We start from the raw sequence: 16,068 nt of genomic DNA, 5'->3' as shown, positions 1-16,068 counted from the left end.
TTAAATCATTAGAGACCGCAAAACTAATACTTTAGCGCTTAAGAAAGCCACTTCAGAAAGTGAAAAAATCTTAAATCGCTTTAATATCACTACTTAATGAAACACGTAAACGAAGTAATCTTGGGTTTATTGATCTGTAAGAAGAGTAATTTTTAAAATTTTTCTTGTTTCGGGGGTGATTTTGAATCGGTCATCCAGCCTATACCCTATAATCCAGACAATTTCTCCGGAGGAAAGGAGTAGCCATGTATTTTGCTTTTGAATAGCCGAAAATTTCTCATCAGTAAAAAAGTCAGAAAGTTTCTTCTTCCCCCCCAATCCAAGTGGATAAAAAAAATCTCCGATGTCCGGTTTCCTGATCTCAAGCGGGAAATTCAATTTGTCAACATCTAACTGGGCAACACATTTTGAGATATCCAGCGTATCGTTGACTGAGAAGAAAGTTTTATCAATAGATAGCTTTAATGGGAAATCCAATAGCACCAAGTCTTCTGTGATAAAGAAATGATCCGGTTCATTGTCATCCTCATCTTGCAGTTCAGAAATCACTAAGTACTCCCTGTCTAAAAGAATTTTATGGGTTGGAGAAAAAAAAGATTTTCCGGGTATTCCTGACAAAGAATCCAGGATCATGAGCACATTTTCATAATTGAATCCAAAGGGTTTTAGCAACTCAAAAAGAATGAATGAAAGTGGACGATGCATCTGCAATTTTCCCAGGTGAATTTTCCAGTACTTGTCTTCTTTGCTCATTGTTTCACTGGAAATCTTTTCGATTTTCGCTTTGATAAAATTTTCTGCATCAGCCAGATTCCTAAAAGTGCTCTCGAAACCGGCTCTGAAATCTGGTCTGGTTTTTTCGAATGCCGGCAATACAAAATGTCTGATCCGGTTTCGCAGATAATGATCACTCTGGTTAGAACTATCTGTGCGGAAACTTAATTTATGTTTTCGGGCAAACGCTTCAATTTCTATCCTGTTGGCAAAAAGTAAAGGTCGGATGCAATGGCCGTTTTTAGGCAAAATGCCTCTTAGTCCCGAAATACCGGCTCCCCTGAGCAAATTAATGAAGAACGTCTCTATCTGATCATCAAAATGATGGGCTGTTGCATAATGATTGAAATCTGACTCCTGAATTAACTCATCAAACCATCGATAACGCAGATCCCGCGCAGCCTGCTGAATTGAAATCCTGTTTTCAATTGCAAAACTGCCAGTTTCGAATTCCTTAAGATAAAAAGATACCCCCAATTCAGTTGCGATTCGTTGAACAAACTCAGCATCAGCATCACTTTCAGTACCACGCAGTTTGAAATTACAATGGGCAATTCCAAAGTAAAACCCGCTCAACTCAAACAACTTAGTCATCACCATTGAGTCCACTCCCCCACTTACTGTGAGAATAATCTTCGATGAAGATGTGAAAAGTCCTTGGGACTTGATGTATTGATGAAATTTTTGCAACATAATGGGCAAAGTTACATTGAATCAATAAACTTGGGGGTAAAATTGTAAACTTCTGTATTCATCAAGCATATCAATTAATTTACACTCAAATTATCTTTCCGTAAAAATTCATCAAACACAATACTTAACTCCCATATAATGTGGTGATTAAACACTATTTTTGCAAAAAGCAGGGGTAACCATCAAACCCGATTAATAATTTTTAACCTAATTTATGAGAAATGTTTTGGTTTGTAGGCCTAATTGATATATGTTTGCAAAGCGTATCACTTCTAAAATATCCGCTCAAATAACTAAATTTCAGTTTCGTTGAAAAAAGGAAACATCTTGCTGGATAATTTATTAAAGTGTTCGCTGTCAGTTCTTTGTCATGTTGCATTGCTGTTTTGTATGTTAAAGACCGTCACCGCTCAGACAGAGCCAGTGAAGGAATCAATTGCCTGTGAACTGATCGCTGAAGGTTTTGAGAATGTGTTTGTTATAAGTAAAGATTCAACTTTGGTAATTGGTTACGAAAACCGACGTTTTCGCTTCGAACCGCGCGGATTGGTTGAAGCCTTGAAAATCATCGAGAGAACCACTGTCAATAATTTTCCACTTGTAATAATTATCAGTTACCAGAAAATTCCAATGCTCTACATTAGCTTGAATCTGGTTGATTACAGAGATTTCCTGACGGGTCAATTGTCAGTTGATGAGTTCACTGAAATGATCAACATTTCGATGGAAAACGATGATTTTTCTGCGCTTTATGGTTCTGTTGAAAACAATTCCCAATTCAAGGCAGATTTTGTTATTTTACCGCAATTCAGGGCACAATTTGGCAATTTTGACCAACCGGTACAGTCCAATATCAACATTATTCCTGAAATGAATATCTTGTTGGCTAAAGGATTATCACTCAAAACACAGGTAATTGTTCCGGTTCAAAATAGCTTTTTGCTCGACAACGGGGAGTCAGAAGTCAGGCCGGGAATAATGGCAATAAACCAGATGCTCAGACTTGAAGACAACTTATTTCTGACCGCTTCAGCAGGTTTTTTTACCATGGATCGTGTCGGAGTGAACCTGGAGTTTAAGAAATACTTTGCTGACGGGAAAATTGCCATAGGTACCAATATTGGTTACACAGCTTTTTACACTTTTATTCCAAAACAAATCGAATACTTCGAGGATGATGCGTATTTTACTGGCTTATTGTCTGCAGAATACAGGTACCAACCTTACGATTTAACCGGCAGGATCCAGTTTGGCAACTTTTTATACAACGACCCTGGGGTACGTTTCGATATCCTCCGGCAGTTTGGGGAGGTTAACATTGGCTTTTTTTGCATAGTTTCACAACCTTCAGAGTTTAATGGTGGTTTTAATTTTGCGATTCCCCTACCTCCGGGTAAGTTCATGAAATTCAAATATATGAGGCTTCGGCAGGCAGATAAATTCACGTGGGAATACAGGGCAAAAGGATTCGTGAAAAATGGCACTATTTACAAAACAGGCAATGAACTCATTGAAATCATGCTGGAATATAATCCGGATTTTTTCTTAAAAAGATTAAACAAGGAGTTGCAATAAATAAATTTAATTACTTTTGTCATCTGAATTCGTATCGAAATTAATAATCTTAAATAAAAAGGAGTAAAAATGAAAATCAAAATCAACACTCGTTTTTTGGTCCTCCCGCTGCTTGCCTTTACAATGATTTTTGCACTTAATCAATGTAAAAATGTTGGACCGACAGAATGGCCTGAACCCGATTCAGCTGTTAATAATCAGTTGAAAGTGACTGTTTTAAATAGTGAGACCGGAGCTTCATTGCAAGGTTATGACATTAAACTCGTTCTTCCAAACGGCACAACAAAAGAGTTTAATGCCAATACCGGAGCATTTACCTTTGATGGTACAACTGAAGGTTTTTATGTTGTTACAGCTTCAAAAGAAGGTTTCCTTACTGAAAGCGCGATCCTTCAGGTTGACCAGCCTGAAAATGAAATGCATTCCACCGTTACACAGCAAGTTTTCCTGCTCAATAAAAGAGGCAGTGAAAATTTAGTAACCCCACAAGGGACGGTGCTCTATATTGATAATGACTCAGAGGAACAGACGGTAATCAACTTTCCGTATGGATCGCTGGCTGCCGATCAAAACATCACTGTTTCTTTTATTCAGCCACCGGCAAAACAAGAAGAACTCAGGATAATCGGAGAAAGAGTTGTAGTTAACGGATATCACTTTTCACCTGATCTGACCTTTCCTGAAAATGCAAGACCATCCATAACTATTCCGGTCAATATTCCAAGTGTAATTGATGGCACTTCGGATGTGTGGCTTGGAACCTATGATGAAGTTACCGGAACATGGGAGCAAATTCAAGGAACCCTCAATGCGGATCGCACTTCTGCTACTTTTGAAATGCCCCATTTTTCAACATGGTATATCTTCACCGGATTCAGACTTATCAAAGACGTTGAAGTTTGGAGTCCGTGGACATTTGTAGCTGAATCCGATGTTTGTAGCGCCGGTGTTTGCGGAACATTTATCTACGCTGTTGCTCCAAATGCATTGGTTAATCAGTTGATATCATTAGGTTACAATATCAACCTGAAGTCCAAAGATACAAGATGTGTTGGCCCACATTACAAGTATGCCCAGCAACTCTTTGCACGTGTATTGGTAGTTACCTATTTGGTTTATGATTACACAGGCGCCTATATTGGATCAATCCAGGTTCCAACCAAAAAATTCCAATGGATGGTTGATGAATACTATTGCCACGACCAGGGAGGTGGAAAATAATTAAAATAGTTCGAATCATTCAACGGCATGGAAACCGGCTCGCCGGATTTCATGCCTTTTTTTATTCATTTCACTGAATGCTTATTAAATCTAAAAATTTGAAAATGTTTTATAAAAGTTACAGTATCGCTCTTATTTTGGTCATGTTTAGCATCATGACATTTGCTCAAAGCGAAAACGACTTCAGGTTCAAATCCATTGGTCTGGATTTTGGCTGGTACAATCCTTCGCTGGATTATTGGAAAAATGACTCAGAGTTTAAAGATGCTGATATTATTGGCGCCCTGCAGGTTAGGGGTCTAACTGAGTTTTCACTGAAAAGTAATTTTACTGCACGCCTGGGTTTGGGTTTTTGGCAAACTACAGCTGAGGAAGATTTACAGGGTTATGGCCTTACTACCTGGTCACTGACTGGTTATCCCGTTTCGCTTGATTTGCTTTACTTCCCTGAACCATTAAAATTCTCAGTGGTTAATCCATACATTGGAGTTGGTGGGGAGTTTGTTTTTTTGCAGCAAAAATTGAGATTCGATCAGAAAGAAAACCCCGATCCTGTTACCGGTACATCTGCACTCTTTAGTGGGATTGTTGGTTTGGAAGCAAAATTATCCAGTCAGTTTGCTGTTGATTTAGCGTTCATTTACAAAATGGGGGAATACAACCAGGACTTCAATGTGTTCATCAACAACCCTGATGATCCTGAAAACCCTACATTGAAGGTGGTGACGGAAGAGATTTCACTAACGGGTCCATTACTTGGACTGACCTTTAAGTATTTGTTTTAAAATCCCACAAAAAAACCGCCGGGAATTGGCGGTTTTTTTTGTGATATTTTTACTTTTAAACTTTCCAGGTATTTCCACTTTGCAATAGATCATTCATGTTTTTTATTTTCGAGTTCTTTCGGACATATTCTATCTGGCGCATCATTTTAACATCATACGGGTCTTCTTCAACTGATCGGATTACACCAAATGCGACCGGAAAATCAGGGAAGGTCATGTTTACAAGCAACCAATGAATTAAAGGGCTAGGCTGATGAGCATTATGCACCAGAATATCCTTTTCAGTAATTCCTTTTTCTCCAAGTTTTACAACCTTTAATTGCATGTTTTCAAGGATAATTCCTTTGTCGTTGTCCTTTCCAAAAATCATTGGCTGGCCATGCACAAGGAAGAGTTGACGATCCTCTTTGAAACTTTTATCCGAAAGGTAACCATATGCATCATCATTATAGATTACGCAATTTTGCAGCACCTCGACAATTGATGTCCCTTTAAATGTGGCTGCTTCTACCAGGATATCCGTTGTTAATTTCACATTGTTGTCAATAGAACGGGCAAAGAATTTTCCTTGTGCACCCAGGGTCAGTTCACCGGGATGAAATGGCGGCTCGATGGTTCCATAGGGTGAAGTTTTGGTTATCTGGCCTTCAAATGATGTTGGGGAGTATTGTCCTTTGGTGAGACCATAAATCTGGTTATTGAGCAAGACGATGGTGAGGTCAATATTTCTACGAACGACATGAATGAAATGGTTACCACCGATGGCAAGCGAATCACCATCACCCGTGACAACCCAAACACTGAGTTCCGGGTTAGCCAATTTTACTCCTGATGCAATTGCTGCAGCCCTTCCGTGAATACCGTGGAAGGCGTATGTGTTCATGTAATAAGGAAACCTTGACGAACAACCTATCCCGGCAATCAACGCGATTTTTTCTTTTGGGATGCCAAGTTGCGCCATCGCCCTATGGACTGAGGCAAGTGCTGCATGATCACCACAACCTGCACACCATCTTACTTCCTGGTCGCTTTTAAAATCTTTTGGTGATAAATTCAATTCTTCAGCCATTGGTTATTTCTCCTCCAAAACTTTTTTAATTTTTTCTTTCAATTCAATCACTGTAAAAGGTAATCCCTGGATTTTATTATATTTCATGAATTCAAGATCCTGGTAAACCATCCTGAGGTAGTTGGCCAACTGACCCAGGTTAAGTTCACAAACCAGGAGTTTCTTAAATCTTTTGAGTGCATCATGGGTATTTGCAGGTAAAGGTCGTAAATAGTTAAAATGAGCAAAACTAAGTTTGACCCCTTCCTTCCTCAGCTCGCGGTATGCTGTATATAAATGCCCGTAGGTTCCTCCCCATCCAATGAGCAGTAGTTCTCCCTCTTGCTCACCGATGATTTTAAGATCGGGTATCGATTCGACAACAAGATTGACTTTTTCTTCCCTTTCGTAAGTCATCACCTGATGGTTTTCAGGAACATAAGATACTGTGCCGGTTATTGACATTTTTTCAAGACCGCCGAGTCGATGTTCCAAACCCTTGGTTCCAGGAACTGCCCAACTTCTTACCATTGAATCATTGATCCTGCGATAAGGCTGATAATCTGTTGTCCCTTCCTTTACAATTGGGGGTTTAATCTCTGGTAAATCCTCCATTACAGGGATTTTCCAGGGCTCTGATCCGTTGGCAAGGAAACCATCTGTAAGTAAAATTACAGGTGTCATATGCTCAAGTGCTATTTTAGCAGACTCAAAAGCAAAATGGAAGCAGTTCGATGGCGAACTGGCAGCGATCACTACCAATGGGCTTTCACCATGGCGACCATGTAATGCCTGTAAAAGATCCGATTGCTCTGTTTTTGTGGGTAATCCTGTGGATGGGCCACCGCGCTGAACATTAACGATAACCAATGGTAATTCGGTAATTACTGCAAGGCCGGTTGCTTCAGTTTTCAACGACAGCCCTGGCCCTGAGGTGGTTGTAACAGCAAGATGACCGGCAAAACTGGCGCCGATGGCAGAGCAAATGCCTGCAATTTCATCTTCAGCCTGGAACGCTTTTACCCCAAGGTCTTTTCGCTTAGCTAACTCCTGCAAAATTTCGGTAGCAGGAGTGATCGGGTAAGAGCCCAGGAACAAAGGCAGGTTAGCTTTCTCAGCAGCAGCAATAAGTCCCCAGGCAGTAGCAATATTTCCGTTGATGTTTCTGTAAGTCCCTGCATCAATTTGTGCCGGGGCAACAGAATATGACGAGTGCAGTGCTTCGATGGTTTCGGCATAATAATACCCAGCTTTGAGGACAATTTTATTGGCCTCCATAATCACAGGTATTTTTTTGAATTTATCCTCAAAAAACTTTTGGGTAAAATCAAGTGGCCTGTGGAAAAGCCAATAGACCATGCCAAGTGCAAACATGTTCTTACTTCTCAATACGCTCTTGATGTCAAGGTTGAGACCCTTAAGAGATTCTTGGGTAATGGTCGTAATTGGCGCCTGAATAACATTAAAGTTTTGATAAAGTGGTTGATTAAGCGGATCACTTGCACAACCAGCTTTAATGATGTTTTTTTCGTTAAAACTATCAATGTCCACGATGATCGTCCCACCTGACTTGACCCATTTAGTATTGGCTTTGAGTGCAGCAGGGTTCATTGCCACAAGCACATCTGCATAATCGCCGGGTGTATTCACCTCGCCATGCCCAAAATGCACCTGAAAACCGGAAACGCCTCCAACTGTCCCTTGAGGAGCACGTATTTCGGCAGGATAATCCGGGAAGGTAGCAAGATAATTCCCAAAAAGTGCAGAAGTGTCGGAAAACAGCGTTCCTGTAAGTTGCATTCCATCGCCTGAGTCGCCTGAAAATCGGATAACAACTCTTTCTAATTCCTTGATAGGTTTTTTGTTATTGTCTGCCATGCCTTGACCATGTTTATTACGCAACAAAAGTACATACATTCTTTTGGATAAAATTGAAGGATTTGTGCAAAAGAAACTAAAACCAATGTATAAAATTGATTATTAATGTTTTAAGTATGAATAAATAAAATCATTTTAAATTATTTCCAAAGTATCAAAAACCGGTCGGGTTGTAGTTAAAAATATTACATTTGTAGTTTTATTTTTCAAAACTTACTGTGCTAAATATCAACAAATTAACAAATGAAAACATTAGCTCTGCCCTGCGCAAAACTCGGAATCCTGCTCACACTCATCCTGAACATTCAATTACCAAATCCAATATGGGCTTCGCAAAACAACCCGGTTGAAAAGTCAACCGCTCAGGTAAATTCGGAGGGATTTATGAAGGAAAAACTTCTGACATCCCAACTGATTTATTTCTGGCTGTTCGACACATCAATTCCCAACGATACTCCGCTCGAAACGATTGATCCCGTTTATGGTTTGATTGAAGGAGGATTACTGAGTTATCATTCAGCATTGGCAGGCTATCCGTTTGATCCCGAAGACCCCAACTGGCGCAAGGCTTCGATGGAACGCAGAAATGCTCCTACTCCTATCAACTACCGGCCTGAAGGCAATAACGGCATCCCTTATGAAAATTCAGAAATGCGCGGTATTCAGATCAAGCAGCCATTTACAGGGGATGGTGGTCAAAACACAATCCTTTTTAATCTCCCTACCACCGATTTCAAAGATGTTATTTTTCGTTTTGCTGCAATGGACGAAGATGCTGCAGATAACCTGGTGATTGACTACTCTGTTGTGTCAGGAGATCCTTTATGGGTAAATACAGGACTTACAAACCCAACGCCAGCGCTTGAAGATGACTATGAATTGTTTGAGATTGACTTCAGCCAGGCGACCGCTGCAAATAATAATCCTGACTTTAAAATCAGAATCCGGTTCAGCGGAAGCAATATGTCGGGCGATGAAGGTAACCGGGTCAACTTTAATAATTTCAGCCTTGATGCAACATCAATCAGTGGCGGCAATCTACCTCCGGTTGTGGTTAACCAACTTCCTCTTCAGGAGCTGATTGAGGCTGGGGAGAGTCTGGTTTTCAATCTAAACAACGTATTTAATGACCCCGATAATGATCCATTGACATTTACTGCCTCAAGCAGCAGGCCAACCATGGTCCAGGCAATTTTGAACGGCAGCACACTCACACTAAATCCGATTAAACGCGGTGATGCAATTATTTCGTTAACGGCAAGTGACGGTAATTACCCGCCGGTCAATGCATCCTTCAGGGTATTGGTGTATCCGATGGCATTCCCTCTCAGTAATGGACAATTCTCATTTACGGCCTGGAATCCAAACGAACCGGAATACACCTACCCACAACACATGATTTTTCTTCAAAGCGATATCAATGACCCGGGATTGAACGACCCTTTGCTGTTTCCTTACTTTATTCCGCACGATGATTATCATCCGGATGATATTGCCACAATAGGATTCCCATACAACAACACAAGGAGGACAAGGATTAACGGGCTGGGTGATGAAGGAATTTCATTCATCAATACCGGTCGTGAGCGTGATTTAGGAGGAGCTTTACTCGCCCTCGACACACGCAATGTATCTGATGCAACCCTTGAATGGTTGGGAGGAACAATACTGAAAAATGAACGTGTGTATGCTATCCGCTTACTCTACCGCACCGATCTTTTTTCCCCGTTTACCGACCTTATCCAAAACAGCCAGATCATAGAGTATATGACTGCTGAAGATGGAGATGAAGTAATTTTTGATAACATTCATCTGCCGCTTAATGCGCTGAATAAGCAATATGTGCAGCTTTTATGGAAATACTATTTTGTGGAAGTTGAAACTGGTGCAAGAGCACAGTTAAGATTGGATGATATCATTTTCAAGGATATAACTGGCGTTAAAGATTTCGAACAGGATTTAATACACGTTCATACTGTCGGTGGTTCGATTTTTGTTAATTATCCTGAGTTGACCAATGGTCTTCTTACAGTTCATGATGTCATGGGACGTTTGATTGAGCAAAAACAACTTCATAATTCTTCGGGTTGTGTTATCAATCTGAATCAGGCTCATGGCGTTTTCATTATCAGAATTCTAACCGGGGATAATATTTGGTCAAAAAAAGTATTGATCCGGTGAATCATTTGAACTGATCACCAATAGGTTTTTAGAGTTTCTTCTAATCATTTGTTTGAAAATGCATCGCTTCATTAACCATAAAATTCTTTCAGGTTTTCTTGTAATTTCTTTATTGAGTTGCACTCTCCTTTCTGCTCAACCTGTTTGCATCAATGAGTTGATGTCATCTAATGTTTCGAAAATAGCTGATGAAGATGGCGACTTTTCTGATTGGGTTGAATTTTTCTATACCGGCGAGAAGACCATCAACCTTATGGGTTTTGGGTTTTCAGACAATTCTGATGATCCTTTTCAATGGATTTTCCCGGATGTAACCCTGCATCCCGGTCAGTTTTTGCTGGTATGGGCATCTGGTAAAGACCGTGCAATTCCCGGTAGCCCGCTGCATACAAATTTCAGTATCAGCGCAGAGGGAGAAGCGCTGTTTTTAACCAATCCTTACGGTTCATTAGTCAGCGAAAGCCCACCCGTTTTACTTCATTATGATTTTTCGTACGGACACCAACCCGATGGCAGTGAAGCATGGTATTATTTTACTGAGTCAACACCCGGTGTTAGCAATTCCACGCAGGGTTACAACGAAATTATTGAACCTCCTTCATTTTCCCACGCAGGTGGTTTTTATACCGAAGAGTTTTCACTAAAGCTTTCTCATCCAGACCCGGATGCCACCATTATTTATACCCTTGATGGCTCAACCCCAAATCCGGCAAATCTTGAAGGCTTCACATTTCAGTATAAAAATCATTACCCTCAAAATCCCGGCGACCCTTTTGGTGATTTTATTGCCGGATCAGTTCATTCCCTGCACTACACCGATTCGATAGCCATTGTAGATCGAACAAACAAGCCGGATAGCCTGACCTGCATCTCTTCCACTTTTCACAAAAATCCTTACTACTTCCCGGTCAATCCGGTGTATAAAGGAACTGTGGTAAGAGCTGTCGCAATCAAAGAGGGAGCCATACCCAGTCCGGTGATTAGCAACACCTATTTTGTTTCTGAAGATGGAAGGAACCGGTATAGTTTACCTTTAGTGTCGATAAGTATTGACAAAGACGCAATGTTTGATTATGAAAATGGCATCTACACTGCCGGGATTGATTACGACAACTGGAGGACTGAGAACCCTGAAGCGCCACACAACTGGCTGACCCAGGCCAACTTTCATCGCACAAGCGACGAATGGGAAAAAAGAGCTCATTTTGAGTATTTTGATGCCAAAAGCAGCTTTCCAGACATTTCACATGAAATCGGGATTCGAATCCATGGCAATGAGGCGCGAAGACGAGCAATGAAATCGCTCAGACTGTATGCAAGGAGTGAATACGGAGAGTCCTGCTTCAATCACAGGTTTTTTCCTGATTTGGAGGATGATCATTTCAAACGACTCATTCTGAGGAATTCAGGTCAGGACTATTATTCAACCTTGCTGCGTGATGCCCTGATCCAGACAGTAGTCAGCGATTTGGAATTCGATACCCAGGATTATATACCCTCGATTGTATTTATCAATGGTGAATACTGGGGGATTCATAACCTGAGAGAGCGCTACGACAGGCATTATCTTGAAAGGGTGTATGGCGTTGATCCTGAAAAACTTGACTATATAACGAACCTCAACGAAATAGGGGAAGGTGATTTGATCCATTACAACGAAACGATTGATTTTATAGAAGAAAATGGTTTGGCGGAAGAAGAGCATTATCAATACATCCAGACCAGGATTGATGTCAACAATTTCAGGGATTACCAGATTGCCAACATCTATGTGGATAACCATGACTGGCCGGGAAATAATCTCGATTACTGGAGATTACGAACAGATGAATTTATTCCAAATGCCCCTGCCGGGCACGATGGACGCTGGCGCTGGCTGATGTATGACATGGATTTTGGATTTGGACTTTTTGGTTTGGATACTGCACTTGTTCACAATACGCTTGAAATGGCGACAGCACCAGATCATCCCGAATACCCAAATCCTCCCTGGTCAACATTTTTATTGAGAAAATTTCTTGAAAATGACGATTTTAAAACCAGCTTTATCATCCGGTTTACTGATTTGCTGAATACAACTTTTAAACCCCAGCACATAATCAATACCTTGAATGAACTAAAGCAGGTAATTGAGCCTGAAATTCCGGAGCATATTTTGAGATGGAAAAATCTTTACCATGCTGAGCACTGGAATTCCAATCTCAATGTTCTGATTGACTTTGCCAACCTGCGACCTCAGTACCAACGCCAGCATTTACTTGAGTATTTCGATCTTCAGGGTGAATGTTTAATCACACTCAACACCTCTAATCGCTGGCATGGGCACCTGAGGATCAACACCATCGAAATCACCGAAGATACGCCAGGTATAAGAACCAATCCTTATCCCTGGAGTGGTATCTATTTCAAAGGTGTGCCAATTGAACTGGAAGCCATCCCTGCCGAAGGTTATGCATTTAGCCACTGGTCAGGCGATTTGAGAGGCACAGACCCGATTGTAAATTTGATACCCGAGGAAGATTTCGAAGCCACTGCCCATTTTGTCAGGGTTGATGTTCCGAGACTGGTTTATTTTTGGCTTTTTGATGCGTCCCTTCCCAACGATACTCCACTCGACACGTTAGATCCAACCTATAAAATCCTTGAAGGCGCCAAACTTACTTTTCACTCTGCCCTGATCGGATACCCATTCACGCCTGAAGACCCCAACTGGCGGAAAGCTTCGATGGAACGACGAAATGATCCAACACCATTGAATTACAGGCCTTCGGCAAATAACAACCTCACCTACGAAGAAAGTGACATGCGGGGCATTCAGATCAAACAGCCTTTTACAGGTGATGGCGGTGAAAATATAATTTCCTTCAACTTACCTTCTACCGGACTTACCGACCTTATATTCCGGTTTGCTGCAAAAGATGAAGGTGCTGCTGAAAACCTGCTTATCGAATACAGTGTTGTGCAGGGAGAACCCGTTTGGTCCTCCTCCGGGCTGCTTAATTTCAATCCATCGCTTAGTCAGGAGTTTCAACTTTACGAGCTGGATTTTACCTCAATTATTGAGGTGAATGAAAATCCCAATTTTAAACTGCGCATTCGATTTGAAGGCAGCAATATGACTGCTGACGAAGGCAACCGCGTCAATTTCAATAATTTTAGCCTTGATGGTCTGGTGATGACTCCCGAAAATCTGCCGCCTGAGGTTGTCGGTCCTGTCCCCCTTCAACAAACCATTGAAGGTGGAGATGAGCTTGAGTTTTATCTTGACGACATTTTTATGGACCCTGATAATGACCAAATCCATTATTCTGTATTAAGTGACCCTTCAGGCATGACCGTTGCATTAATCGATGCAAACATCCTTACCATTTATCCTGAAAAACGAGGAGGAGCTACAATCTCAATAACCGCCACCGACAGTATTACTGAGCCGTTTACTTATTCCTTTAAGTTGACGATTTATCCGAAAGCTTTTGCTTTACACAACAACAGGTTTACGTTTGAAGCATTTAGTGCGGATGAACCAGAAAATACCTTCCCTGAGCACATCCTTTTCATGCAAAGCGAAGTGGATGATCCGGGGATTTATGAACCCTTACCTTACGCTTACTTTATTCCTCATGACGACTACCATGAAGAAGATTCGATGAATATTGGCTTCCCATTCAAAAATGTTTATCGCACACGGATCAACGGAATGGGAGAAGAAGGTATTTCATTCATCAACACCGGGCGTAACCGCGATCTTGGAGGCCTGCTTCTTGCGCTTGACACACGTGAGGTCTCTTTTGCTGACATGAGCTGGGTAGCCTCAACCCTACTCAAAAACGAAAGGGTTTATGCCATCAGACTCCAATACCGGACAGATATCAACGATTCATTTGTTAATCTTCTGGTCAACAATCAACCCGTCGAATATATCTGCGGGAACGATGGCAACATGACAGAGTTCAAAGAAATCCCACTTCCTCAGTTTCTCCATGGGAAAGACTACCTGCAATTACTTTGGAAATATTATTTCGTTGAAGGCGAAACCGGTGCAAGAGCCCAACTCAGGCTTGATGATATTGAGATTAAAGACATCACATACATTCCCGAGGTTGAACCAGATGAAATAAATATGTACTCCGCCGGTAGTCTGATCTATATTAAACTACCCGAAAAAACTGATGGGGAGGTTTCAATTTTTGATCTTTCGGGGCGTCTGGTCAGTATGCAGCAACTTACTGGTTCTAGTCATTTTGCGATGAACATGAGCCCAAGAAAAGGGGTATTCATCGTAAGGATTATATCAACCGATCAGGTGGTGGTGAAAAAGTTGATGATCAACTAAGTCGTGAAAACATCTATCAATAGCGCTCCGAAAACGATTCTACAAAAACTTTGTATTGCCAGGAAAAAGCTATTTTAGTACGAAATTTTAACACAACATGATCTTGTGAGAACAAACGCTTTACTTCTTATTCCGGTTTTCCTTCTCATCCTCCTTTGTAATAAAACCACAGGGCAGGTAAAAGATTATTACATCACATGCGACCCTGAGGACTTTGCCTACATCTACGAGAACTTCCTTGACGATATTTTCATACCCATCACCTTCACCTGTGGAGACACAACCTGGAACGATGTCAAAATGCGCATCCGGGGTGATGGATCGCGGTATCTGCCAAAAAAATCGCTGAAAGTGAAATTTTATAGCGACCCTTTTTCCAATGGACGTGAGGAATTGAATTTTAACGCAGAATATGAAGACGAAAGTTACATCCGCGCCTACCTCAGCAGCCAGATTTTCAATAGAGCAGGGCTGACATGCTTTGTTACAGAACATGCACGGTTATACCTGAATGGAGAGTTTCTGGGGCTCTACAACCGAACCGAAAATATTGATGAGCAATTTCTCGAAAATCACAACATGGATCCATTGGGAAATCTCTACAAAGCTTCGCTCGATGGCGCCTGCCTGAGTATTTATGATGACCTCACCAATTTTTGGGAACAAAAAACGGGGTCGGGCAACAAGGAAGACCTTGCTCAACTGATTGATGCAATTCATACTGCGAGTGTTGATGATTACAAATCATTTTGTGAGGAACAAATGAATTACGACCAGGTGGTAAACATCATTGCCTGCAACATGGTAACCTGCAACCAAAGTACATACTACCACAATTACTACATGTATCATGATGTGAATGGTTCGGGCAAATGGAAAATGCTGCCCTGGGACCTTGACAAAACCCTTTCGGTGTACGCATGGAGGAACCACACCTACAGTTCGGCGCCCTGGACACACGATAATCCCTACCTGGAAAAGGCCATCCTCAATCCGGAAATGCTTTCAGATATAAAAGCCAGGGCAAATCAAATCCTGCAGGATGTCTTTAGAACGGATATTTTCTGGCCTAAAATTGACAGCCTGGCGGCAGTGCTCGAAGCTTCGGTTGCACAAGATACAACGGACAACATCCAAAGTGTTGAAGATTGGCTGGCGCGGGTGCAGGTGGAAAAAGATCATTTCGTATCGTTTCCGGCAAAACTCAACTGGTACTTCGAAAATGTTCAGTCATCATTTACCTGTGAGCCAACACCGGGTTATCAACCCCAGGATATCACTTTCAAGTGGTCGACATCGTCTGACCCAAACGGCTATCCAATAACCTACAATTTTTTACTCACTACCGGCGATCAGTTTGAACCACAGCTTACCCAGGTTTTTGAAGGAATTCAGGATACGTTTTTCATTTTGACCAACATCCCCGAAGGTGATTATTTCTGGAAAGTAATTTCGGTCGGCGCTGGTGGGCAGGAAGTGGAGGCTTTTGATTCGAAAAATCCGTTGAAAGTCAGGAACCTGACTACGCTACCGTGTTCAATTGATGAAAATATGGTGCTGACTGCTGAAAGTTCACCATA

Annotated in this window: 9 protein-coding genes; 6 read left to right on the top strand and 3 right to left on the bottom strand. The window is 41.4% G+C overall.

Annotated features, from left to right (window positions below):
- Window positions 1-126: 126 nt before the first annotated feature.
- Window positions 127-1,467 carry a tRNA lysidine(34) synthetase TilS gene (gene tilS / locus IH598_06510; GenBank protein MBE0638150.1) on the bottom strand — a complete coding sequence of 447 codons (1,341 nt, stop codon included), beginning with the start codon at window positions 1,465-1,467 and terminating at the stop codon, window positions 127-129.
- 390 nt (window positions 1,468-1,857) lie between these two features.
- Between tilS and IH598_06505 the strand changes: the two genes are divergently transcribed.
- From IH598_06505 to IH598_06495, 3 genes are all read left to right on the top strand, one after another.
- On the top strand, window positions 1,858-3,042 hold the full coding sequence (locus IH598_06505; protein MBE0638149.1) for a YjbH domain-containing protein: 1,185 nt from the start codon (window positions 1,858-1,860) through the stop codon (window positions 3,040-3,042).
- Between the two features lie 69 nt (window positions 3,043-3,111).
- Window positions 3,112-4,263 (top strand): carboxypeptidase regulatory-like domain-containing protein, encoded by a 1,152-nt coding sequence (locus IH598_06500; protein ID MBE0638148.1) that lies wholly within the window; start codon window positions 3,112-3,114, stop codon window positions 4,261-4,263.
- A gap of 104 nt (window positions 4,264-4,367) precedes the next feature.
- Window positions 4,368-5,048: an outer membrane beta-barrel protein gene (locus tag IH598_06495; GenBank protein ID MBE0638147.1), complete on the top strand. Its 681-nt coding sequence runs from the start codon at window positions 4,368-4,370 to the stop codon at window positions 5,046-5,048.
- Between the two features lie 55 nt (window positions 5,049-5,103).
- Here the strand turns inward: IH598_06495 and IH598_06490 are convergent, their stop codons facing one another.
- Together IH598_06490 and IH598_06485 are read right to left on the bottom strand one after the other, a co-directional pair.
- Window positions 5,104-6,117 (bottom strand): 2-oxoacid:ferredoxin oxidoreductase subunit beta, encoded by a 1,014-nt coding sequence (locus IH598_06490; GenBank protein MBE0638146.1) that lies wholly within the window; start codon window positions 6,115-6,117, stop codon window positions 5,104-5,106.
- 3 nt (window positions 6,118-6,120) lie between these two features.
- Window positions 6,121-7,974, bottom strand: coding sequence for a 2-oxoacid:acceptor oxidoreductase subunit alpha (locus tag IH598_06485; GenBank protein MBE0638145.1), 1,854 nt, complete (start codon window positions 7,972-7,974; stop codon window positions 6,121-6,123).
- A 243-nt stretch (window positions 7,975-8,217) separates the two neighbouring features.
- Between IH598_06485 and IH598_06480 the strand changes: the two genes are divergently transcribed.
- The 3 genes from IH598_06480 to IH598_06470 all read left to right on the top strand — a co-directional run.
- A complete protein-coding gene (locus IH598_06480) occupies window positions 8,218-10,155 on the top strand; it encodes a T9SS type A sorting domain-containing protein (protein ID MBE0638144.1) in 1,938 nt (645 codons plus the stop codon).
- Window positions 10,156-10,315: 160 nt separating this feature from the next.
- Complete coding sequence (locus tag IH598_06475) at window positions 10,316-14,488, top strand: CotH kinase family protein (GenBank protein MBE0638143.1); 4,173 nt, start codon at window positions 10,316-10,318, stop codon at window positions 14,486-14,488.
- Between the two features lie 105 nt (window positions 14,489-14,593).
- The coding region (locus tag IH598_06470) for a CotH kinase family protein (protein ID MBE0638142.1) at window positions 14,594-16,068 on the top strand (1,475 nt) is incomplete at its 3' end.

It is taken from the genome of Bacteroidales bacterium (assembly GCA_014860585.1).
GTDB lineage: Bacteria > Bacteroidota > Bacteroidia > Bacteroidales > 4484-276 > RZYY01.
The sequence above is the reverse complement of the archived record's forward strand: the minus strand, read 5'-3'. Positions and strand labels throughout refer to the sequence as shown.